Genomic DNA, 21,771 nt, shown 5'->3' with positions numbered 1-21,771 from the left:
TGCGAGTTCAACCCCCCGGAGAGCAATGCAGGTTGAATGGCTTAAGGCAGCACAGCCGGCAAGGGCTTGGGCACCACCGGCGAGTGATTCCGCTGCCTCAATCGAACCGTGTGTCCGGTCTCCCGACCAGGCACCAGGGTGATTCCCTTGACAGAAATGCCTTCCCATGACGTTCTGTTGGTGGGTGGTGGAGGAGCAGGCCTGAGAGCCGCCATTGCCGTTTCCGAGGTTGACCCCAATCTGAGCGTAGCCGTGGTCTCCAAGGTCTATCCCATGAGGAGCCACACCGTGTCGGCGGAAGGCGGAGCTGCAGCCGTCATCAAGGAGGGCGACAGCCTGGACGAACACGCCTATGACACCATCTCCGGTGGAGACTGGATGTGCGACCAGGATGCCGTGGAACTCTTCGTCAACGAGGCTCCCCGTGAAATGCTTCAACTGGAGCATTGGGGTTGCCCCTGGAGCCGTGAACCTGACGGAACCGTGGCCGTTCGTCCCTTCGGCGGAATGAAGAAGGAGCGTACCTGGTTCGCCGCCGACAAGACCGGCTTCCACATGCTCCACGCGCTCTTTCAGACCTCTCTCAAATACGGATCCATCACTCGTTACGACGAATGGTTCGTCACCAGGCTTCTGGTGGAGGACGGCCGCGTGCAGGGCGTGGTGGCTATCGAGCTGATGACGGGCAGGATCCAGGCCATTACCGCCAAATCCGTCATCCTCTGTACCGGCGGTTGCGGAAAGGTGTTCCCTTTCACCACCAATGCCAACATCAAGAACGGTGACGGCATGTCGCTTGCCTACCGTGCGGGAGTGCCCCTGAAGGACATGGAGTTCGTGCAGTACCATCCCACCGGACTCCCCTTCACCGGGATTCTGATCACCGAAGCCTCCCGGGCCGAAGGCGGGTTCCTGCTCAACAAGGATGGATACCGCTACCTGCAGGACTACGATCTGGGGACGCCTCAGCCCAAGCCGGTACTGCGGTCCATGGAGCTGGGCCCTCGAGACCGCTTGTCGCAAGCCTTCATGAAGGAGTTGGACAAGGGCCGGACGCTCGAGGGGCCCTATGGACCCTATGTCCATCTCGACCTCACCCACCTGGGCAAGAAGATCATCGACACCAAGTTGCCCTTTGTTCGCGAACTTTGCCTCAAGTACGAGAACATCGACCCGGTGAGCCAGTTGATACCGGTCCGACCGGTGGTCCACTACATGATGGGCGGCGTCCACACCGACATCCAGGGAGCCACGCCCCTGGAGGGGCTGTTCGCTGCCGGCGAAGTGGCTTGTGTAAGTATCAACGGCGCCAACCGACTGGGCTCCAATTCCTTGACCGAGCTTCTGGTTTTCGGCGCCCGGGCGGGACAGGCTGCGGCCGAACACGCCTTGCAGGACAAGCCGGTGAGCGCCGGCATCGAGGCTCAGGCAGCCGATGAGAAAAAGCGCCTGGAACGAGAGTTTCTCCACAAGAGCGACGGCAGCGAGTCCATTGCGGGCCTTCGCAGCGAAATGCAGGCCACCATGGAAAAGAGCGCCGGAATTTACCGAACGGGGGCTCTGCTGGAAGAGGCCCGGTCCGATGTTGCCGAACTGAAGGAACGTTTCCGTCGAGTAGCCATCCAGGACCACAGCCACACCTTCAACACCGAGTTGACGACCGCCCTGGAGCTCTCATACATGTTGGACGTGGCCGAGGCCGTGGTCGAGTGTGCCTTGAATCGAACCGAATCCCGGGGGGCCCATCAGCGGACCGATTTTCCACAGCGGGACGATGAAGGGTTTCTGGCCCACTCCCTGGTCTCTCACCGACCCGACGATCGTCCCAAGGTCGAATACCTGCCCGTTTCCATCACCCGCTGGCCCCCGGGCGAACGGGTTTACGGCCGGCCGGCAGCTGAAGCGCCACAGGGTTGACCGTGCCGGCACATCCGGTGTGCCGCTTTGTTTTTGGAGGTGACCGGACTGCTTCTGAACCAATGGACTACCGGGAATTCATCACCCTAGAGGAGAAATGGCTGAAACGATAACCATCGAAGTGACTCGCTACCGCCCCGAGCAGGAGGGCGAACCCACCTTCCAATCCTACGAGGTCCCCTTGAGCAAGGACTGGGTGGTTCTGGACGCCTTGAACTACATCAAGGACCATCTGGACGGTTCCCTGTCCTTTCGTTGGTCCTGCAGGATGGGTGTCTGCGGGAGTTGCGGTATGACCGTCAACGGCGAACCCAAGCTGACCTGCGCCACCTTCTTGTCCCACTATTCCCCTGGACCTATCCGGGTGGAGCCCCTTCAGAATTTTCCGGTGGTTCGGGACCTGGTTATCGAAATGACCGACTTTCTGGAAAAACTGCAGTCGGTGAAACCCTGGATCGTCCGAAAGGATGATCCGGCCCCCGCGAAGGGAGAGTTTCTGCAAACTCCGGAACAGTTGGACGAATTCAAGCAGTTCAGCATGTGCATCAACTGCATGATTTGCTACGCGGCCTGTCCGGTTTACGGGCTCGACCCTCAATTCGTGGGACCGGCCGCCATTGCCCTGGCCCAGCGATACAATCTGGATTCCCGCGACCAGGGCGAGCAAGAGCGTCTGGATGTACTCTCCCAGCACGAGGGGATCTGGGGATGCACATTCGTGGGAGAGTGCACCGAGGTCTGTCCCAAGAACGTGGATCCGGCAGGAGCCATCCAGCAATACAAGCTCGCGGCCACCAAGGACTGGTTCAAGTCCTTTCTGATGCCCTGGAGCAAGCAATGAAGCCACCGGTGGCTTATCGCCAGTACCATCCCAAATGGTACCGAACCCGGGTCTCGACCCTCTGGTGGAGCCGGAAGTGGTCGTACCTGAAGTTCATGCTCCGGGAGATCAGCAGCGTCTTCGTGGCTTTCTACGTGGTGATCCTCCTGATGCAGCTCCATGCCTTGAGGGGAGGGCCCGAACCCTATCAGGAATTCCAGCACTGGCTCAAGAACCCGGTGCTGGTGATTCTCAATGGCATCAGTCTTTTTTTCGTGATCCTTCACGCGGTTACCTGGTTTAACTTGACTCCCAAGGCGATGGTGGTCCGCTTGCGAGGCAAACGGCTCCCCAACGTGCTGGTGGCCGCTCCCAACTACGTGGCCTGGCTGGCGATTTCCGCGCTGATTGTTTTCCTGCTCATGCGACAAGGTTGACCCATGGCCAATCGATCCAACGAACCTCTTCTCTGGGCCCTCTTCAGCGGGGGAGGTGTGGTGGCCGCATTCCTGATCCCCATTCTCCTCTTTCTCTACGGGTTGGCTTTCCCGCTGGGATGGCTGCAGCCGCCCGATTATGAGAGAACGCTGAACCTGGTCCGGCATCCCGTGGGTCGCCTGGGGCTGTTCGTGCTTTGTTTCCTGTCGCTCTTTCATTGGGCTCATCGATTTCGCTTCACCCTCTACGACGGCCTGCAGATCAAGCACCTCAATCCGATCATCACCCTTATCTGTTACGGAGGAGCCGTGGCGGGAACGGTGGTGGCCGCCTACCTGTTGTGGACCCTCCCGTAACGGCGCAGGTTTAGCCGTAACCCCGCCACGACGTGCGGATCATCCGAAAGTGAAACAAGGGATCCATATTGGCTATCGCGAGCCTGGGCCATGTCCCGTTAAACTGGTTTTCTACAGATTGAACATCGATGCACAGGATGCACAGGATTAACAGGACGAGAGCTTCCTGCACCAGAAGCCGGCTCGGGCGATGATCCGGTGCGGATTTGCGGATTCCCGGCATAGGAAGCTGGCCGTTTGCTGAAAAAATCCTGTGCATCCTGTGCATCGATGTGAATCATCCCTGTACGTCACGATGTGGTGGGAAGCGCCCACTACTGGCTTCGCCGCGGTTCTTGTTGCCCCTCCGCGGAAAATCCTTTTATCCCTGGTGCCCTTCTTTGACCCCTTGCCGACCCTTGGCGCATCCCACTTGAGCCTGCTCCAACCTCTTGGTGGCCCTTCGTGTTCCTTGGTGGATAACTCTTTTTTTCGTTTGTTTCAGATAGACGTTGGTTGGGACGGGGGCAGCGAAACGCGGGCTGGTGCGTCTCTAGCCTGCACTCCTCACTGGTGGTGAGGGAGGTGGGTCAGGGCAGCACGATCTCCACTGCCGAGGATTCGCGGGGTATTTGTGAGGTAAGTATGGCCACGGCCTCGTAGGACCCCAGCCTGATGTCGTTGCGTTCGTTGTCCTTCAGGTTCCAGACTTCCTTGAACTTCCATTCCTTCTGAGGGAGCAGGGCATGACTGCGGATCACCTGTGTAAAGAAGTAGCCCTTCGACCAGCGCCAGACTTCGAATCCCGTCTGCTTTTCTCTGACCACAAAGTCATAGGTCTGGCTTGAGTCGAAGTTGAAGCTCAGAAAGTAGTCGGTCGGATTCTTGACGACAAGCAACAGATCGACTGCTTGAGCCTTCTTCTGGAATTCCAGGCTCAGCACCGGGTCAGCCCGGCTGATCACCACCTCGGACCGGGGTCGCTCCGGTTTGGCCTCGGTCTCCGGCTGCATGGGGTCACCGAAATGGCGGCCGTTGACCAGGGCCGATTTCAGTCGGTAGCTCTCCGAGCCCCACTCGGAAAAGACACCCACCTCCAGGATCCCCAGACCTCTGTCGAAGATCATCTCCAGGCCCGAAGCCTCACAATCCGGACAGGTCAGGTAGCTCAGACGGTTGGCGACCGGCAGTCCGTCCTCGCCGGGAGACTGGTCGAGGATGGCGTCGGCCGATTCCCCCACCGGGAACAGGGGAATTTCCTCCTGGTCCTGATCCTGAGCAATCAGGCGGAGGAACCGACGGGTGTCCTGATCGTAGCGAACCACCACGTTTTGCTCGCCCTCCAGACCCGGCACAAACGGAAGCTGATTGAAAACGTAGTAGGTCGTCCACTTCAAGATAGGCCTGGCTATAATCTCGACCTTGACCTGAGTGGTTCTCTGAAACCGACTGTCCTCCCGATCGTAGATCCAGCGATTGCCGAGTCGGAGCGGGAGATAGTCGGGACTGAGAAAAAGATCCTGCCGAACCTCTGTCTCATCGGGGAGGGAAACCGGGGTAGCGCGGGCAAGCGGTTCGACTCCCCAAGGCGCCAGAAAACACCACAGGCCCCACAAGACCCCGCAGGCTGCGGCGGCATTGGCTATGGGACTGAACCGTGCCATGAGGCTCACTCCGATTAGACTGACCAGGCCACGACTCGCGCAACGGTCAAGACATCGACTCGATGTGCCCCCTGTTTTCCTAGCATCCTAGCACATTCGTTCAAGGTAGCCCCGGTCGTGAAGACATCGTCCACCAGGAGCACCGCCCGCTTGCGGACGGCTCCCCGATCCGCCACCGTGAACGCTCCCTGAGTATTCCGGCGCCGCTGTCCGCGGGAGAGCCCCGCCTGGACCGCCGTGGACCGGTGTCTGACGAGAACCCTGTCCATCAGAGGGACTTGCGCCCAGCGACTCAGGTGCCGGGCCAGCAACCAGGCCTGGTTGAAGCCGCGTTCTCTCTGGCGAGCCTTGTGGAGGGGTACCGGCACGATCATGTCCGGCGCCCGGTCCTGATAGCCCTGCACCCAAAGCGTGTGGATCAGGCGGGCCAGCGGACGGGCCAAGCTGGGATGGGAGCCGTACTTGAACTGGTGGATGATCGCTTGGAGCGGGTCCTCCAGCCTGCCGTAGGATCGGGCGAAATCGAAGTGGAAGTACCCTCGGCGGCAGGCCGCGCACAAGGCCTTCTCAGCCGGAAGATTGCTGGAAGCAAAGGCGTAACCGCACAGGTCGCAAAGAATTCCGTCCAGCGGGGCAATACTCTGCCAGCAGGTCCGGCAAACCACCCCGCACCCCACGGTTTCCACGGAGTTCTGACAGACCACGCAAGTGGCGGGAGACAGAACTGAAACCAGCGAATCGACAAGAGGGCGAAAACGCCCGGAGATAGGCTTCAAACTACGGAGCGGACAGCGAGGGAGGGATTAGTAATAGTGGGATTCTTCCAGAAGACCTTCTTCCTGTTTTTCCTGGCAGCTAATGCAGTACCGCGTCCATGGAACAGCCTCCAGTCTTCTGGCAAGAATGGCGTTTCCGCAGGCGATACACACGCCGAACGAGTCGGTGCCGACCCTGTCCAGGGCCTCCTCCACCAGTTGCATGATGGACCGCTCGCTACTGCTGTGGCTGAAGAGAAACTCCTTGGTGTAGGAGCTGGCCGCCTTGTCGGCAACGTCCTGGGAACTCTCCTCGTCCGCCTCCCGGCCATACTGCTCCGTTTTGGAGACCATCCGGTGCAGCTCTTCCTTCTTTGTCAACAGCTTCTTTCTGAAGTGGTCCACTTTCTTGGCATCCATGACCATGACATCCGAAGCGGTGGCTGAGGCGATGACGGCCCTGCCCACCTTGCCAAGCATGCGGGTAGGCGGCAACGAGCCGGGAATACTACCCCAAAAAAGCGGTAAACCTCAAACTATTTGTGATAGGGAATGCGATGGACCAGGGTGAAGGCCCGATAAAGCTGCTCCAGCAGCAGCAGGCGCGCAATCTCGTGGCTGAAGGTCATGGAAGACAGGGAAATGACTCGATGGCTGCAGCTCCGAACCTCCTGTGACAACCCATCCGGACCCCCAATAACGAATACCAGCCTCTTCAGGGAGTGTTCCCTCCTATAGGCGATGAGTTGGGCGAATTCCTCCGTATTCAAGTATTGGCCTTGCGGGTCCATGGCAATCAGAAAGTCATCCCGGCCGAGTCCTCTGAGCAGCTGTCGCCCCTCGGCCTCGACTGCCCGGACGGGATCCTGAAACTCGACGCCCTTGACTTCGGATAGCGTCATATCCACCAAGCTGCCGATGCGAGCCTGGTAGTCGCCTATGAGTGCCGAAAGGTGAGGATTTCTGGTCTTACCGATCCACCGCAGAATCAGTTTCATGCCTCAGGACATTTGCGATAACGAACCGGGGGATGCAGTTGCGGAAGGGTTGGAGTCGTCAATCCTGCCGGCGCCGCGCCATAGTCGCTCCAAGTTGTAGTACGAACGCCTCTCCGGAGAAAAAATATGGACGACGAACTCCGAATAATCCATCAGGATCCACTGAGCCTGCCGGTAACCCTCTATGTGGTCGGGGGTTTTTCCAACGTTCTTCAGTCTGACTTCGATCTCGTTGGAGATCGCATGAATCTGGGGAGCCGAGCTGCCCGAGCAAATGATGAAGTAATCGGTAAAGGCCGCCATCTCCCTGAGATCCAGAACGACGAGATCGAGCGCCTTTTTGTCCCGGGCGGCTTCAAACGCACAACTGAGGAGGGATTCGTCCCCGAACACCTCGGCCGACAACTCTTCACTCTCCACTCTTCACTCTCCTCCATAGAGACGGTTCTTACCTATGTAATCCAGCACTGCCGGCGGGAGCATCTCCGTCACCGCCTGCCCGCACCGAATCCGTTCCCGAACCTCCGAGGACGAAACAGGGTTGGAGAACTCACGATACAGGTAACAACGACAATGCGAATCCAGAGAAATCGGGTTTCGGTCGTCGATCAAACAGACCGACCTGAGAAGCGCGTCGGGGATTCTCAGGGTCAGCTGGCTCTCATCGAAACCGGGCCGGGCAAAGACCAGAAGCCGGCAGAGCCGGGGAAGACGCTCGAAATCCTTCCAGCTTGAAATATCCAGAAACGTATCGATACCCAGGATGAAAAAAACTTCCGAGCCGGCTCCAAGCCGTTGTTTGAATTGCCGTATGGTGTCCACCGAGTAGGACTTCCCCTCCCGACCATGCTCCAGACTGGAGGGAACCAACCGGGGGTGGTCGATCGCGGCCAGAGCCACCATGGCGTGACGGTCAAGAAAATTGGCCTCCGTCCTTCGAGTCTTGTGGGGAGGGCGCACCGACGTCACCAGAAAGACCCGCTCCAGGTCCGCCACCCTGAGGGCTGCCTCCGCGAGTTGGAGGTGACCCCGGTGAATGGGGTCGAAGGTTCCTCCCAACAAGCCGACTCGAACCACCCGATCATTCATTGGATCGATAGCCGCCTGTGGCCGGCGCTGCTGGCGCGGCCAGTCTCTCCAACATGCCCCAGATTTTGGCCTTGAGATTCTCAAGACCCTGACCGGTAACCGCAGAAATGGAGTGACAATCCAGGCCGCGCGCCCGCGCCACCCTGCTCAGCGCCTCCAGGTGAGTCGAGTCACCCATGGCATCGATCTTGGAGGCAACCACCAGGGTCGGCTTCCGGAGCATTTCCGGATTGAAGGCGGCCAGTTCCCGATTGACGGTCTCATAGTCGACCGCCGGATCGCGTCCATGGTCTCCCGCCAGATCCACCAGGTGCAGTAGCACCTTGGTCCGTTCGATATGGCGCAGAAACTGGATGCCAAGCCCCTGCCCAAGGTGAGCTCCGGCAATCAGGCCTGGAATGTCGGCGACCACAAAGCTCCGATAGTCCTCCAGTTCGACCACTCCAAGGTTCGGCTCCAGCGTGGTGAATGGGTAGTTGGCGATCTTGGGCCTGGCAGCCGAAAGGCGAGAAATCAGAGTGGACTTTCCCACGTTGGGAAAGCCGACCAGTCCCACGTCGGCCAGCAGTTTCAGCTCCAACTTGAGCTCGCGACTCTCTCCGGGAAAACCGTACTCGAAACGGCGGGGGGCCTGGTTCACCGAGCTGGCGAACTGCGCATTGCCCCTGCCTCCGCGTCCCCCCCGACACAGGAGAATTTTTTCGTCGGCAACCAGGAAGTCGTGAACCAGTTCGCCACTGCCGGCGTCGCGGGCAACGGTGCCGACGGGTACGGTCAGAGTCAGATCCGGAGCGTCCTTGCCGTGGCACTTGCTTCCAAGACCATGAGTTCCGCGCCGAGCCCGAAATATTTTCTTGTATCTGTACTGGATCAGAGTGTTGTGGCGCATGGAGGCCTGCATATGGATGTGCCCCCCACGCCCCCCGTCGCCACCGGCTGGCCCTCCTCGGGGAACGAACTTTTCCCGGCGGAAGGCAACGCAGCCGCACCCACCGTCTCCAGCCCTGACGCTGATGGAAGCTTCATCCAGAAACATCCCGACTCCAAAAACAAAATCCCCTGCCGTGACCTTCGAAAGTCCACTACAGGGGATTCATGCGAATCAAGTTGTTCTATTGAGCCGCGGGATAGATGCTGACAAACCGTCCTTTTCGTCCTTTGTCTTCAAACTTCACCTGTCCATCGATGCGGGCAAAGAGCGTGTCGTCCTTTCCGAGACCCACGTTGGCGCCGGGCTTGATTCTAGTGCCCCGCTGGCGGACCAGAATGGAACCGCCGGTCACCCGCTGGCCGTCGAATCGCTTGACGCCGAGCCGCTGAGCATTGGAATCACGGCCATTTCGGGAACTGCCCACGCCTTTTTTATGGGCCACGGGTTCTCCTCCTTCAACCTTCTTGTGGTTCAGACCGGATGGCGTCGATCTTGACGGCGGTGAAATCCTGGCGGTGCCCCCGCAGGACGCGATACTGTTTTCTACGCTTGAATTTCAGGACGCGGATCTTCTTGGCTCTGCCGGTCTCGACCACTGTCCCCAGAACCCTGGCATTGTCGATAGTGGGACGACCGATGGTGTGCTGCTCCTCGTCCTGTATGGCCAGCACCTTGTCGAATTCGACCTGATCGCCTACCTGCTCCTCCATCTTGTCCAGGCGCACAACCTCCCCGGGGGATACCCGATACTGCTTGCCTGCGGTCTTGATGACTGCGTACATGACACCTCGCTCCGTGGCCCGAGATTATAAGGGGACCCCTTCGAACCTGTCAACGTTTGGAGGACGGGCGGAAGACGGCCTCAAACCTGTTCGTCCGATCCATCCCGGTCCGCGAATTCCACCGCTACCCGGCGGTCGATAACCCCCTCCCGGTATCCCCGGTCCAACAGCAGTTGTACCGCGCGGCGCTCGGCTGCCCCGTAGCCCAGAGTCCTTTGATTCACGTACATGCCCACGAATCGGTCCGCCAGCCGCGGGTCCATGTCCCTGGCAAAGCTCATGGCATAGTCCAGGGCTTGGGCGCGGTGGTCCAACCCGTACTGAATACTCTGCTTGAGGATGCGGGCAATCCGCCCGATGGCGGTCGTCCCCAGATCCTTGCGGATGGCATTGCCTCCCAGGGGCAACGGCAGGCCGGTTTCCCGGTGCCACCACTCCCCCAGGTCGACCACGGCGTGCAGGCCCAGGCTGGAATAGGTCAATTGACCCTCGTGAATAATCAGTCCGGCATCGGCACGATCATCGGCCACCGCCTCGAATATCCGGTCGAAGGGAACCACCACCGGCGTGAAGTCGGGCTGGAACAGCCTCATGATCAGAAAAGCCGAGGTCATGGTTCCGGGGATGGCAATGACCTTGCCCTTGAGTTCCCCGACCTCCATCGGTCTCTTGGCAACCACCAGGGGGCCGTAGCGATCCCCCATGCTGGCTCCGCTGTCCAGCAGGCTGTATCGATCATGCAAAAAGGCATAGGCATGAAAGGAGATGGCCGTGACCTCGTATCGGCCCTCCAGTGCGCGTCGATTCAAGGTCTCGATGTCCTTCAAGACGTGACGGAACTCGAACCCTCCGCTGTCGATGCGGTTTTTCGCCAGCGCATAGAACATGAAGGCGTCGTCCGAGTCCGGACTGTGGGCTACGGTGATCAATTGACCCGCCATGGCGAAAAACGCTCCCGGTGCCTCGACAACCCTGTGTGGCAGAAGCTTCGTGCTGAATTCTTCCTGCAGCGCCTACGGCCGCCGAAAGAGCAGGCTATCTTAGTCTTAAACCCCGGGTCGGCGCAATTTCAAACGTGGTAAGATGTCCGATTTCAGGGGAATCAGCGCCCACGACCATGCCCTTTCTGAATCTCCCGACGGGGGTCCGTGTCCACTATGAACGCCAGGGAATGGGCCCGCCTCTGATCCTCATCATGGGCACCGGACTGGACTGCTCCTGCTGGACCCCTCAGGTGGAAGCCTACCAACAGGAATTCGACTGCATCCGCTTCGACAACCGCGGCACGGGAAAGACCCAGGCTCCTCCCGTCCCGTTGAGCGTTCCCCTGATGGCCGAGGATACGGCTGCCCTGCTGGAGTCCCTGGAAGCGGGTCCGGCCCATGTCTCGGGGTTGTCATTGGGTTCCTGCATCGCCCAGGAACTGGCCTTGAATCGCCCCGAGCTGGTCCTGACCCTGCAGCTTCATGGGACCTGGGGACGAGCGCACGGATACGCCGCCAGAAAATTCAGGGCTCAGCTCAAGCTGCTGGAAACGCTCGATCTTGCCGCCTTTTACGCCATCAACGTGTTGTGGTTCATCACTCCGGAAACCATGCGCCGCCATCCCGATCGGGTGGAGCGGCAAATTCAGCAAATCGTCCGCAACCTCCCGGACCGAGAACTGCTGAGGCAACAGTACCAGGCGGATCTGGATCATGACGCCCTTGGGCGCCTCCATGAGATTCAGGTGCCGACCCTGATCACGGTGGGAAGCTTTGATCTCGCCCTTCCCCCGATGTATGCTCAAGAGGTCGCCGCCGCCATCCCCAACAGCGAGTTGGTGATTTTTCAGAATGGCGGTCATCTGCACAATATCGAGCGGCCGGAAGAATTCAATCGCGTGACCCTGGACTTCCTCCACCGCCACCGGACGGCGCTGCCCCTCTGAAAACGAGGTCGTGCGGGAACGGAAGCGGTCGCCGTTGACAGTCGCCGATTGCAGCGTTAATGCCGGTTCCTCCGGGCACCACCGGCCGATCCCAAGTCCAGGAGTTCCCGCTTCTCTCATGAACAGTCAAGTCCTGACGCAATTGACGGCCGAGGAGGAGTTGTTCCGGGATGCCGTTCGCGATTTCGCGCGCTCGGAGATCTGTCCCCGTGTCAAGGAAATGGACGCGAGGGAGAAGTTCGACCCCGATCTCCTGCGGCAATTTTTCGAGCTGAACTTGATGGGTATTCAGATTCCCCAGCAGTGGGGGGGAGCCGAGGGCAGCTTTTTCATGTCCGTCCTGGCGGTGGAAGAGCTGTCCCGGGTAGACCCGTCTGCCGCCGTCATCGTGGATGTCCAGAATACTCTGGTCAACAATGCCCTCCTCAACTGGGGCAATCAGACGCAAAAAACCCGATACCTTTCCCGTTTGGCCACCGGCTCGGTGGGGGCCTACGCGCTGTCGGAGGCGGGCGCCGGCAGCGATGCCTTTGCACTCCGAACGCGGGCGGTGGAAAAGGACGGAGCCTTTTTGCTGAGCGGCCAGAAGCTGTGGACCACCAATGCCCTGGAGGCCGACCTCTTCATTCTGTTCGCAACCCTGGACCCCGACCTGGGATATCGGGGAATCACCGCCTTTCTCGTCGAGAAGGACTTCCCCGGATTTTCGGTGGGCAAGAAGGAAGACAAGCTGGGCATCCGCGCCAGCAGCACCTGCGAGCTGGTGCTGGACCATTGTCGGGTTCCTGCAGAAAATATCCTGGGCGAGCGCGGCAAGGGGTACAAGGTCTCCATTGAAACCCTCAATGAGGGCAGAATCGGAATCGCCGCACAGATGATCGGACTGGCTGCCGGAGCGCTGGAACAGGCAACCCGCTACGCAGGAGAGCGGCAGCAGTTCGGACAGCCGCTCTCCAGATTTCAAGCCATACGATTCCAGATCGCCGAGCTCTCCACCGAGTTGGAAGCGGCTCGCCTGTTGACCTACAACGCGGCCCGGATGAAGGACGCCGGCACACCGTTCCTCAAGGAGGCGGCCATGGCCAAATACTATGCCTCTCAGGTGGCCGAGCGGATTGCCTCCGAGGTGATCGAGATCTTTGGAGGCTACGGCTATACCCGAGACTACCCGGTCGAGAAATTCTACCGGGATGCCAAGATCGGCAAGATCTACGAAGGGACCTCCTTCATGCAGCTCGAGACCATCGCCCGGGCCGTGTTGAAGGATCGATCCTGAAATGGCTGACAAGACAGGACTTCTGATAATCGACCATGGAAGCCGCCGGCCCCACGCCAATCGAGTGGTGCGCCAGGTTGCCGCAATGGTTCGGGACAAGTCCCGTTTCCTGATTGTCCAGCACGCCCACATGGAATTGGCGGAGCCCACCATCCAACAGGGATTCGAGACCTGTGTGGAGGCCGGGGTGGAAGCGATCGTGATCCAGCCCTACTTCCTGGGTCCGGGGAGACACTCTAGCAGCGACATTCCCAGGATGGTCCGGGAAGCAGCCCGAAACCACCCTCAGGTCACCATTTGTTTCAGCGCCCCGCTGGGGCCCCATCCCAAGATGGGAGAGCTGATCCTGGAGCGAATCAGGGAGGCAAAGGTCCTGCCTGGCTCAGCCGATGCAAAAAGCTAAACCGCTTCAACCCGGGGACACGGTCGGCATTTCAGCGCCGTCGGGGTGCGTCCAGCGCGAGGACCTGCTGCGCGGGATCTCGGAGATCCGGAGGCTGGGCTACCAGGTACGCTACGACGACTCCCTCTTTTCCAGGCACCGCTACTTTGCCGGCTCCCACCGGCAACGGGCGGAGTCACTCACGGATCTGTTCACCGACCCTGGGGTGAAGGCGATTTTTTGCGCCCGTGGCGGCTACGGTTGCCAATACCTGCTGGAGCTGCTGGATCCGGAAACCCTGCAGGCCCATCCCAAGATTTTTCTGGGCTACAGCGATGTCACCGTCCTGCTGCAGTTCCTGGAAAACCAGTGCGGCCTGGTCTGCTTCCACGGACCCATGGTGGCCAAGGAGTTCGCCCAGGGCGAGCCCTACTACGTTCGCGACAACCTGCTGCACTGTCTGACCGGATCTCGGCCCGGCCAGAGGCTCCAATCCCACGATAGCCTGACGCTGCAAGCCGGAACCGCTCGCGGGCGATTGACCGGGGGATGCCTGTCGCTTCTGGCTGCCTCCCTGGGCACCCCCTATGAAATGCAGTCTCGGGACAGGATTCTCTTTCTGGAGGACATCAACGCCAAGCCCTACCAGGTGGACCGAATGTTGATGCAGCTCAAGCTGGCGGGAAAGCTGGAGGGGGTTCGGGGCTTCGTCTTCGGCGAAATGTTCGGCTGCGGCCAGGCCGGTCAGGCACCGGACATACCGGAGATTGTCTTGGGCCTGTTGCAGGAATTTCAGGTCCCCATCTGGTACGGACTGCATTCCGGACACACCAGCACCGGGTGCCTGACCCTTCCCTTCGGCGTGGAGGTTCAACTGGATGCCGGGCAGCGCTGGCTCCAGTTCGAGGAAGTCGCCGTGGACGCGGGATGAATTCCGGCGACCCCCTTCTCAATCGGAGGAATCGCTCCACCCAATCGCCCACCCCGTTGGAGAAGTCCGCCGATGGTTGATTCTCTCCGAGGCGTCAGACACATCCACCTGGTCGGAATCTGCGGCACGGCCATGGCTTCGCTGGCGGGCATGCTGCAGCAGAAGGGGTTTCGTGTCACCGGCTCGGACCGGAATGTCTACCCTCCCATGTCCACCTTCCTGCAGGATCGGGGCATTCCCATCCTCGAGGGGTTTTCGGAATCTCATCTCAGCCCCCAGCCCGATCTGGTGGTCATCGGCAATGCGGTCTCCCGGGGCAATCCGGAAGTGGAGGCAACGCTGGATGAGAAAATTCCCTACCGCTCCCTGCCGGAAATTCTGAAGGAAGTCTTCATTCGGGGCAAAACCTCGGTGGTGGTGGCGGGCACTCACGGAAAGACCACCACGGCCGCCCTGCTGACCTGGTTGCTGGAGTCCGCCGGGCTCCGGCCCTCCTTCCTGATCGGGGGCATTGCCCGCAACTTCAACACCAGCTTCCGCGTAACCGACGGAGAGCATTTCGTGATCGAAGGAGACGAATACGACACCGCCTTCTTCGATAAGGGGCCCAAGTTCCTGCACTACTTGCCCGACCTGGTCATCTTCAACAACTGCGAGTACGACCACGCCGACATCTATCCCGATTTTTCCGCGGTCAAACAGAGTTTCCGGCGACTATTGAACATTATCCCTTCCAAGGGGGCATTGATTGCCGGCTGGGACGACGAGGTGGTTCGAACGCTGAGCGCCGATTCGCCCACCAACGTCATTTCCTTCGGAATGAACCCGGCAGCCCAATGGACCGCCTCCTCAATACGATTCCTGGAACAGTCCACCTGCTTCCAGGCGTTTCAGGATGGCAAGGATTGGGGCTGGTTCGAGATGCCACTCGCCGGTAGCTTCAATGTCCGGAATGCGCTGGCTGCCCTGGCCTGCGCTCATCGACTCGGCCTGTCCCGGGACACCCTTTCCCGGGGATTGGGCTCCTTCAAGAGCGTGAAGCGACGGCTCGAGATCCGCGGTGAAGCAGCCGGAATCACCGTCTTCGACGATTTCGCTCACCATCCCACGGCCATAACCGCCACCTTGGCCGCCGTCAGGAAGCAGTTTCCCCGAAACCGTGTGTGGGCGATTTTCGAACCCCGGTCCGCAACTGCCCGCAGACGGGTATTTCAGAGACAATTTTCCCGTTGTTTCGCCGATGCCGACCACGTAATATTGTGCTCGATCTTCGCTCCCGAGAAGCTGGACCCCGACCTGCGCCTCGACCTGGATCGGTTGGTGCGAGACCTGAGAAAGCAGGGCCAGGACGCACACTGCTTTCCCACGGCCGGCGAGATCGTCCAACAGATCGCCCCCCAGCTTCAAAAAGGCGATAAGGTGGTGATCATGTCCAACGGCGGCTTCGACGGTATTCACGCCAGGCTCCTGGCCGAACTCGACCGGAATTGAAGTGCCAGCAACCGGAAACAGGCGGCCGTGGCCTCATTCACGCGCCTCATCCGCTGACCATGACCCCGGCATGTCCACTTAAAGCAACCCTCCCACTATGAATCCGGCACCGTCCACCGGACACGTCCACCTGTCCTATTCGCTCCTCTGCGACGACGTCCGCCTGGAAGCCGGGAACAAGCTCAGCATCATGGGCATCTTTCAGGACATTTACCTGCCTTCCCTCCCCTCCACGGTGCTCCGGTTCGCCCTGTTGAATCATTGGGTGGGCCAAGGCCGGCACGAAACCCAGATTCAACTGCTCTCACCCGGCCGCGGCAAGACACTCATGAAGACCAGCCCCTCCACGTTCTCCCTGGATGCGCGCAGCTTCGCCGACAACGTAACCCTCTTCAACAACCTGGGCTTCTCCGAATATGGAACCCATATTCTGCAGGTCTACCTCGACGGCTTCACGGTAAAGGAACTGCCGTTGAACGTTCTGAAGCCCCCGACCACCAGCCAGAACCCCCCGGCTTCCAGTGAGAGGGTCAATTAGCCCCGAATCCCGTTGGTACCGGACCTGCCTTGCCGGAAACCAAACGAGGGGCTCGTCAGCCAAGGCACAAGAACTCCACCAAGGCGAACGGCGAACCACGAATGGACACAAATGAACACCAATAAGCAGATTGGTGAGTTGAGCTTTTTGAAAAATGGCAGGGGGGCAGGACGTCTTGCCGGCAATCCTGAGGTTCTGCGTTTGTCAATATCGGGTGCGTCCTGGTGAAAAAGGCTTTCTAACCACAAAAAGCACAAAAGGCACAAATTGTGTTTTTGTGCCTTTTGTGGCCATTCCCGGCAAACGTCCCGCTGCCGAATTTTGCGAAAGGCCCGAGTTGTTAAATGCGGGGTGTAGCAACCGAGTTCGAGGAGGTAATCTGCGCTGGCCGGGAAGCAGATCCAAGGGGACAAAATTGCAGAAGTGCTTGGGCGACGCTTGTCGCTGAGAAGGGTCCATCTGAATTCGTGCCTATTCGTGTTCATTCGTGGTTCGTCTTTACTAATGATCGGTTGTTTTTCCTTTGAATGATTCACCCGTCAGGGTTGGGCACCACCCATGTTTGAAATGGCGGCCGCTTCCGATATACTTGGGCGCTTCCGAGGGCGGCTCGGCAATCCCGTTTGACCCCGGCCCCGGGACATTCCACCATGAAGATTCACGAATTCCAGGCCAAGGCAATCCTTAGCGACCACGAAGTTCCCGTGCCCAGGGGCAGGGTGGCCGACACCAAGGAGAAAGCTCGGGAAATCGCCGGCGAGCTGGGCGGACTGGTGGTGGTCAAGGCCCAAATTCACGCCGGTGGACGCGGGAAGGGAGGAGGGGTCCGGCTGGCTCGTTCTCCGGAAGAGGCCCAGGAGGTCGCCGATTCGATACTGGGAATGCAGCTGGTCACCCATCAGACCGGGCCCGAGGGACAAACCGTAAAGCGGGTTCTGGTCGAGGAGGGCCTCAAGATCCAGCGGGAGTATTACCTCGGGATCGCCATCGACCGGGATGCCGGCAAAGTGATCTTCATGGCTAGCCGGGAAGGTGGAGTCGAAATTGAAAGGGTTGCGGCGGAAAACCCGGAGTTGATCCTCAAGGAAGCGTTGGAGCCGGGGCTGGGGCTGACCCCCTTCCAAGCCCGAAAGCTGGCTTTTGGCCTGGACCTGCCTGCGAAGCTGGCTCCTGCCGCGGTTCGGTTCATGCTTTCTCTTTACCGGGCATTCGAAGCCACCGACGCCTCCCTGGCCGAGATCAACCCCTTGCTCCTGACCGAAGACGGGCGTCTCTATGCCCTGGATGCCAAGATCAACTTCGACGACAATGCGCTTTACCGGCACCCCGGCATCCGAGAGCTCCGGGATACCGACGAAGAAGACCCCCTGGAAGTTGAAGCCGGCAAGCACGGACTGAATTACATCAAGTTGGACGGCAACGTGGGTTGCATGGTCAACGGGGCCGGGCTGGCCATGGCCACCATGGACATCATCAAATTGTCCGGGGGATCTCCAGCCAACTTCCTGGATGTCGGCGGCGGAGCTACTGCCGAACAGGTCCGGAACGCCTTTGGCATCATTCTCACCGATTCCAACGTCAAGGCGGTTCTGATCAATATCTTCGGCGGCATCATGCGGTGCGACATCGTGGCCCGGGGCGTGGTGGAAGCCGCCAAGTCCATGGAACTGGAAGTTCCCATAGTGGTCCGGTTGGAAGGCACCAACCTGGAACAGGGCCAGGAAATCCTCAAGGCATCCGGACTCAGGCTGACAGTGGCCTCGGGTATGCGGGATGCAGCCGAGAAGGTGGTTCGGTTGGCATCGGGCCGGTGAACCCGGCCAGTGGTCAGTGGTTAGTGGTTAGTGGTTAGTGGTTAGTGGTCAGTGTATAGCCGAGCCCCCGCCCTTCGGTGCGGATCATGCAGGGTGAAACAGGGGAGGTCCGAGCAATAAGCTCAACCAATCGATCAAATTACTAGCCACTAACCACTGATCACTAGTCACTTTTCACCTAGCCGCGCTGCCGTCCGGGACGACGGGGCGTCTCATGAGAGGCGAATCAGGGATGTTCCAGACAAGGTCAACGACGTGAGCATTCTGGTCGACCAGGACACACGGCTCATCGTACAGGGCATTACCGGACGCGAGGGAACCTTCCATACCCTCCAGTGCGTCCGGTACGGGACCCGGGTCGTAGGCGGAGTCACCCCGGGCAAGGGCGGGTCCGTTCATGAAGGGATTCCCGTTTTCAACAGCATGGAACAGGCCTGCCGGGAGACCGGCGGCAACGCCTCGGTAATCTTCGTCCCTCCCGCCGTGGCTGCAGATGCCGTCATGGAGGCGGTAGATGCCGGGGTCGAGCTGGTGGTCTGTATCACCGAAGGGATTCCCACGCTCGACATGATCCAGGTTCGACAGTTCATGGCCGGAAAGAAATCCCGACTGATCGGACCCAACTGCCCGGGGATCATTTCTCCGGGCAAATGCAAGGTCGGAATCATGCCCGGAGCCATCCATCGAGAGGGCACGGTCGGCGTAATCTCCCGAAGCGGGACCTTGACCTACGAAGCCGTGCAGCAGTTGAGTTCCCGGGGCATCGGTCAATCGACCTGCATCGGCATCGGGGGAGATCCGATCATCGGCACCTCCTTCGTGGACGCCCTCCGCCTCTTCAAGGATGATCCGGCAACGGAAGCAATCGTGCTGATTGGGGAGATTGGAGGCACGGCCGAGGAGGCCGCCGCACGCTATGTGCAATCCCGTCTTTCCAAACCGGTTGTGGGATTCATCGCGGGTCAGACAGCTCCTCCCGGAAGGCGCATGGGGCATGCGGGGGCCATCATCAGCGGAGGCCAGGGCACGGCGGAGGAGAAGATCCGCCTGATGGAGGAGTGCGGACTCCACGTGGCCCGCAGTCCTGCCGACATCGGCGAAACGACAGTCCGGATTCTGCCGACATAAGCGTGTTGGGCGGCACTCAGGTGATCCGTTTCAGAAATGTGGAGGCTTTCCTTTGAGTCTGCAACGCACCCTGTCAATCATCAAACCGGACGGCGTGGCCCAGGGCAACGTCGGGGATATTCTGAAACGGTTCGAGGAAAAGGAATTCGAGCTCAAGGCCCTCAAAATGCTGCACTTGAGTCCGCAGCAGGCCGCGGGATTCTACGCGGTGCACCGCGAACGAAGCTTCTTTCAGGACCTGGTTCGCTACATGAGCTCGGGCGCCGTGGTGGTGGTGGTCCTTGAATCCCCCGATGCGGTGGTTCGCCTGCGGGAGCTGATGGGAGCTACCGACCCCAGACAGGCTGCAGAAGGAACCCTGCGTAAACTCTACGCCACCTCCATCGAAAAGAACGTCGTCCACGGTTCAGACAGCGATGAGAATGCCCGGAGGGAGATCCAATACTTCTTCAGCGATTCGGAGTTGCTGGACTAGGTGAAGAGAGCCCGGCGGCGGCTTACCGGAATTCAAGCCGTTTCGCTCTCGAATGATCCACCCGCCTGGGTAGAGACCCGACTTGCCGGAGCCCCCCGAGCTTTGGGTCGGATAGGAAGGGTCACATGGCCAGGGTCTTGATTATCCTGGGACTGGTCTTTCTGGCGATAGGCCTGCTCCTGCATTTTGCCGGCCATTTGTCGTTCTTGAAGTTGGGCCGGCTTCCCGGAGACCTGACCTTCAAGCGGGACACCTTTACCCTCTATCTCCCGTTGACCACCTCCATCGTGCTCAGCATTCTCCTGACCCTGGTTCTGTCTTTCTTCTTCCGGCGGTAGCCCCCGGTTTCCGCGGCTGCCAAGGCGGACCCAACACGCATGCGTTCCTTTTCCTCAGAGCGAATCCATGGGGTCTCCGAAATCACTGCCGAGGTGAGATCGCTCCTGGAGGGAGAATTTCAGGGTGTGCTGGTCGAGGGAGAGATCTCCAACTGGACCGTCTCCAACGCCGGGCATATCTACTTCGCACTGAAAGACGCTCGAGCCCAGTTGAAATGCGTCTGCTTCCGCGGCAAGGCCCGGAACCTTCGCCAACCATTTGAAGACGGTGACCAGGTGCTGGTCCGAGGAAGCCTGGGGGTCTATGAACTCCGCGGCGAATATTCCCTCTATGCCGAATCCATTGAACCCAGAGGGATCGGCGCCCTGCAGATCGCCTTCGATCGGCTGAAAGCCAAGCTCGAGGCCGAGGGCCTGTTTGACGAAGCCCGCAAGAAGTCCTTGCCGGCCCTCCCTCGAACCGTCGGGATCGTGACCTCACCGACCGGAGCGGCGATTCACGACATTCTGCGGACCTTGAATCGCAGTCGCCAAGCGATTCCCGCGCTGCTGTTCCCAGCCAGGGTCCAGGGCGAGGCAGCCGCGGAGGAAATTGCCTCCGGCATCCACACCCTTAACGGCATTCCCGACGTAGATCTCATCATTGTCGGCCGCGGTGGCGGATCGATGGAAGACCTGTGGGCCTTCAACCAGGAGGCGGTTGCCAGAGCCATCTCCCTCTCCCGGGTTCCCGTAATCTCGGCGGTGGGTCACCAGGTCGATTTCACGATTTCCGATTTCGTCGCCGACATTCGGGCCGCGACTCCGACCAGCGCAGCCGAGATGGTTGTTGCGACACGGGAAGAGCTGGCCACCCGGCTAAGCCATTTTCGAGATCGGCTGCAACGGACCCTGCAGCTCCGGCTCAGTCAATTACGCAACCGGGTGCTTGAGTTGTCGGCAAATCGTGCCTTCGAGTCGGCGCAGGGCCGCATCCGTTCGCAGCGACAGTGGTTGGACGAGATGGGCTTCCGTCTCAGCGGGTGGCCCCGGAACACCCTGACAACTCGTCGGGAGGTCTGGCGCCTGACTGCCGAGCGCCTGGAACGCTTCGACCTGCGCCACCTGGTGACCCAAAGAGGAAAAGCCCTGAACCTGTGGGCGGAGCGGGCCGCCACCCAAGTTCGCTTCACCCTGCAAGCCCTTCAGGCTCGACTCTCGGCGCAAGCGGGGACACTGCGCAGCCTGAGCCCGTCAGCCGTGCTGAACCGGGGTTATTCCATCTGCCGGGACGCCGACGGGACCATTCTCAGAGACGCGGCCCGGCTGCAAACAGGAGATCCATTTTCCGTTACTCTTTCAAAAGGGAATATCGCGGCGCGGGCGGAGCGCATCGAGACCTCCCGGGACTTCGGCAAGACAGCCGGCCAGGATGAGCCATGATCCAAACCCAATACAAAGACTTTGAGTCAGCCATGAAACGGCTTGAGGAAATCGTCAAGATTCTGGAGAGGGGCGAACTGCCTCTGGCATCCCTCCTGGAAATTTACGAGGAGGGAGTGAAGCTGCAGAATTTCTGCCAGGAGAAGCTTGACGAAGCTGAACGCAAGGTCGAAATCCTGGTCCGCAAGAGCGAAGGAGACCTGGAGCGGAAACCCTTTTCCGGCGACAAGCAGGACTAGCCCGCACTTCTCACCAGGGGGCAAGATCATGGCGCAGGAATTTTCCCTTCAGCGCGTGCTCGCGACCGAAGAGCGTAG

General features: G+C 59.8%; 26 protein-coding genes. 16 read left to right on the top strand and 10 right to left on the bottom strand.

Going from position 1 to position 21,771, the window contains the following annotated elements; genetic code table 11:
• Nucleotides 1-156: 156 nt before the first annotated feature.
• From frdA to OXI69_08860, 4 genes are all read left to right on the top strand, one after another.
• On the top strand, nucleotides 157-1,917 hold the full coding sequence (frdA, locus tag OXI69_08875) for a fumarate reductase (quinol) flavoprotein subunit (GenBank protein MDE2666251.1): 1,761 nt from the start codon (nucleotides 157-159) through the stop codon (nucleotides 1,915-1,917).
• Between the two features lie 97 nt (nucleotides 1,918-2,014).
• A complete protein-coding gene (locus OXI69_08870; GenBank protein MDE2666250.1) occupies nucleotides 2,015-2,758 on the top strand; it encodes a succinate dehydrogenase/fumarate reductase iron-sulfur subunit in 744 nt (247 codons plus the stop codon).
• On the top strand, nucleotides 2,755-3,174 hold the full coding sequence (locus tag OXI69_08865) for a fumarate reductase subunit C (protein MDE2666249.1): 420 nt from the start codon (nucleotides 2,755-2,757) through the stop codon (nucleotides 3,172-3,174). The genes OXI69_08870 and OXI69_08865 overlap by 4 nt, the downstream gene beginning before the upstream one ends.
• A gap of 3 nt (nucleotides 3,175-3,177) precedes the next feature.
• Nucleotides 3,178-3,531, top strand: coding sequence for a fumarate reductase subunit D (locus tag OXI69_08860; protein ID MDE2666248.1), 354 nt, complete (start codon nucleotides 3,178-3,180; stop codon nucleotides 3,529-3,531).
• Nucleotides 3,532-4,100: 569 nt separating this feature from the next.
• Here OXI69_08860 and OXI69_08855 read toward each other — a convergent pair.
• The 10 genes from OXI69_08855 to OXI69_08810 all read right to left on the bottom strand — a co-directional run bounded on the left by OXI69_08855 (nucleotide 4,101) and on the right by OXI69_08810 (nucleotide 10,670).
• Nucleotides 4,101-5,174 (bottom strand): BsuPI-related putative proteinase inhibitor, encoded by a 1,074-nt coding sequence (locus OXI69_08855; protein MDE2666247.1) that lies wholly within the window; start codon nucleotides 5,172-5,174, stop codon nucleotides 4,101-4,103.
• 14 nt (nucleotides 5,175-5,188) lie between these two features.
• On the bottom strand, nucleotides 5,189-5,950 hold the full coding sequence (locus OXI69_08850) for a ComF family protein (GenBank protein MDE2666246.1): 762 nt from the start codon (nucleotides 5,948-5,950) through the stop codon (nucleotides 5,189-5,191).
• A gap of 27 nt (nucleotides 5,951-5,977) precedes the next feature.
• A complete protein-coding gene (locus tag OXI69_08845; protein ID MDE2666245.1) occupies nucleotides 5,978-6,349 on the bottom strand; it encodes a TraR/DksA family transcriptional regulator in 372 nt (123 codons plus the stop codon).
• A 116-nt stretch (nucleotides 6,350-6,465) separates the two neighbouring features.
• On the bottom strand, nucleotides 6,466-6,927 hold the full coding sequence (locus tag OXI69_08840) for a 23S rRNA (pseudouridine(1915)-N(3))-methyltransferase RlmH (GenBank protein MDE2666244.1): 462 nt from the start codon (nucleotides 6,925-6,927) through the stop codon (nucleotides 6,466-6,468).
• Nucleotides 6,928-6,930: 3 nt separating this feature from the next.
• The gene (rsfS, locus tag OXI69_08835; GenBank protein ID MDE2666243.1) at nucleotides 6,931-7,347 is read right to left on the bottom strand and encodes a ribosome silencing factor; all 417 of its coding nucleotides are present in this window, start codon (nucleotides 7,345-7,347) and stop codon (nucleotides 6,931-6,933) included.
• Nucleotides 7,348-7,350: 3 nt separating this feature from the next.
• Nucleotides 7,351-8,016, bottom strand: coding sequence for a nicotinate-nucleotide adenylyltransferase (gene nadD / locus OXI69_08830; protein MDE2666242.1), 666 nt, complete (start codon nucleotides 8,014-8,016; stop codon nucleotides 7,351-7,353).
• Nucleotides 8,009-9,052: a GTPase ObgE gene (obgE, locus tag OXI69_08825; GenBank protein ID MDE2666241.1), complete on the bottom strand. Its 1,044-nt coding sequence runs from the start codon at nucleotides 9,050-9,052 to the stop codon at nucleotides 8,009-8,011. The genes nadD and obgE overlap by 8 nt, the downstream gene beginning before the upstream one ends.
• Nucleotides 9,053-9,128: 76 nt before the next feature.
• The gene (gene rpmA, locus OXI69_08820; GenBank protein ID MDE2666240.1) at nucleotides 9,129-9,389 is read right to left on the bottom strand and encodes a 50S ribosomal protein L27; all 261 of its coding nucleotides are present in this window, start codon (nucleotides 9,387-9,389) and stop codon (nucleotides 9,129-9,131) included.
• Nucleotides 9,390-9,402: 13 nt separating this feature from the next.
• Entirely contained in the window at nucleotides 9,403-9,729 is a 327-nt protein-coding gene (gene rplU / locus OXI69_08815) for a 50S ribosomal protein L21 (GenBank protein MDE2666239.1), read from the bottom strand.
• Between the two features lie 80 nt (nucleotides 9,730-9,809).
• Nucleotides 9,810-10,670, bottom strand: a complete 861-nt coding sequence (locus tag OXI69_08810) for an ABC transporter substrate-binding protein (protein ID MDE2666238.1) — start codon at nucleotides 10,668-10,670, stop codon at nucleotides 9,810-9,812.
• 176 nt (nucleotides 10,671-10,846) lie between these two features.
• Between OXI69_08810 and OXI69_08805 the strand changes: the two genes are divergently transcribed.
• The 12 genes from OXI69_08805 (at nucleotide 10,847) to xseB (ending at nucleotide 21,693) form a co-directional block, all read left to right on the top strand.
• Nucleotides 10,847-11,659 (top strand): alpha/beta hydrolase, encoded by an 813-nt coding sequence (locus OXI69_08805; protein MDE2666237.1) that lies wholly within the window; start codon nucleotides 10,847-10,849, stop codon nucleotides 11,657-11,659.
• A 118-nt stretch (nucleotides 11,660-11,777) separates the two neighbouring features.
• Nucleotides 11,778-12,935 (top strand): acyl-CoA dehydrogenase, encoded by a 1,158-nt coding sequence (locus OXI69_08800; GenBank protein ID MDE2666236.1) that lies wholly within the window; start codon nucleotides 11,778-11,780, stop codon nucleotides 12,933-12,935.
• A gap of 1 nt (nucleotide 12,936) precedes the next feature.
• Nucleotides 12,937-13,338: a sirohydrochlorin cobaltochelatase gene (locus tag OXI69_08795; GenBank protein MDE2666235.1), complete on the top strand. Its 402-nt coding sequence runs from the start codon at nucleotides 12,937-12,939 to the stop codon at nucleotides 13,336-13,338.
• Nucleotides 13,325-14,248, top strand: coding sequence for an LD-carboxypeptidase (locus tag OXI69_08790; GenBank protein ID MDE2666234.1), 924 nt, complete (start codon nucleotides 13,325-13,327; stop codon nucleotides 14,246-14,248). Before OXI69_08795 ends, OXI69_08790 begins: the two co-directional genes overlap by 14 nt.
• Before the next feature lie 72 nt (nucleotides 14,249-14,320).
• Nucleotides 14,321-15,739 carry a UDP-N-acetylmuramate:L-alanyl-gamma-D-glutamyl-meso-diaminopimelate ligase gene (gene mpl, locus OXI69_08785; GenBank protein ID MDE2666233.1) on the top strand — a complete coding sequence of 473 codons (1,419 nt, stop codon included), beginning with the start codon at nucleotides 14,321-14,323 and terminating at the stop codon, nucleotides 15,737-15,739.
• Nucleotides 15,740-15,836: 97 nt separating this feature from the next.
• Complete coding sequence (locus OXI69_08780; GenBank protein ID MDE2666232.1) at nucleotides 15,837-16,277, top strand: hypothetical protein; 441 nt, start codon at nucleotides 15,837-15,839, stop codon at nucleotides 16,275-16,277.
• A 650-nt stretch (nucleotides 16,278-16,927) separates the two neighbouring features.
• Nucleotides 16,928-18,091 carry an ADP-forming succinate--CoA ligase subunit beta gene (gene sucC, locus OXI69_08775; GenBank protein ID MDE2666231.1) on the top strand — a complete coding sequence of 388 codons (1,164 nt, stop codon included), beginning with the start codon at nucleotides 16,928-16,930 and terminating at the stop codon, nucleotides 18,089-18,091.
• A 255-nt stretch (nucleotides 18,092-18,346) separates the two neighbouring features.
• Nucleotides 18,347-19,219, top strand: coding sequence for a succinate--CoA ligase subunit alpha (sucD, locus tag OXI69_08770; GenBank protein MDE2666230.1), 873 nt, complete (start codon nucleotides 18,347-18,349; stop codon nucleotides 19,217-19,219).
• Nucleotides 19,220-19,271: 52 nt separating this feature from the next.
• Nucleotides 19,272-19,694 carry a nucleoside-diphosphate kinase gene (gene ndk, locus OXI69_08765; GenBank protein MDE2666229.1) on the top strand — a complete coding sequence of 141 codons (423 nt, stop codon included), beginning with the start codon at nucleotides 19,272-19,274 and terminating at the stop codon, nucleotides 19,692-19,694.
• Nucleotides 19,695-19,819: 125 nt separating this feature from the next.
• Nucleotides 19,820-20,032: a DUF2905 domain-containing protein gene (locus OXI69_08760; GenBank protein MDE2666228.1), complete on the top strand. Its 213-nt coding sequence runs from the start codon at nucleotides 19,820-19,822 to the stop codon at nucleotides 20,030-20,032.
• 39 nt (nucleotides 20,033-20,071) lie between these two features.
• Nucleotides 20,072-21,454: an exodeoxyribonuclease VII large subunit gene (gene xseA / locus OXI69_08755; protein MDE2666227.1), complete on the top strand. Its 1,383-nt coding sequence runs from the start codon at nucleotides 20,072-20,074 to the stop codon at nucleotides 21,452-21,454.
• Nucleotides 21,451-21,693 (top strand): exodeoxyribonuclease VII small subunit, encoded by a 243-nt coding sequence (gene xseB / locus OXI69_08750; protein ID MDE2666226.1) that lies wholly within the window; start codon nucleotides 21,451-21,453, stop codon nucleotides 21,691-21,693. The genes xseA and xseB overlap by 4 nt, the downstream gene beginning before the upstream one ends.
• Nucleotides 21,694-21,771 lie beyond the last annotated feature (78 nt).

The organism is Acidobacteriota bacterium, assembly GCA_028875575.1.
In the GTDB taxonomy this organism is placed as follows: domain Bacteria; phylum Acidobacteriota; class Terriglobia; order Versatilivoradales; family Versatilivoraceae; genus Versatilivorator.
The sequence above is the reverse complement of the archived record's forward strand: the minus strand, read 5'-3'. Positions and strand labels throughout refer to the sequence as shown.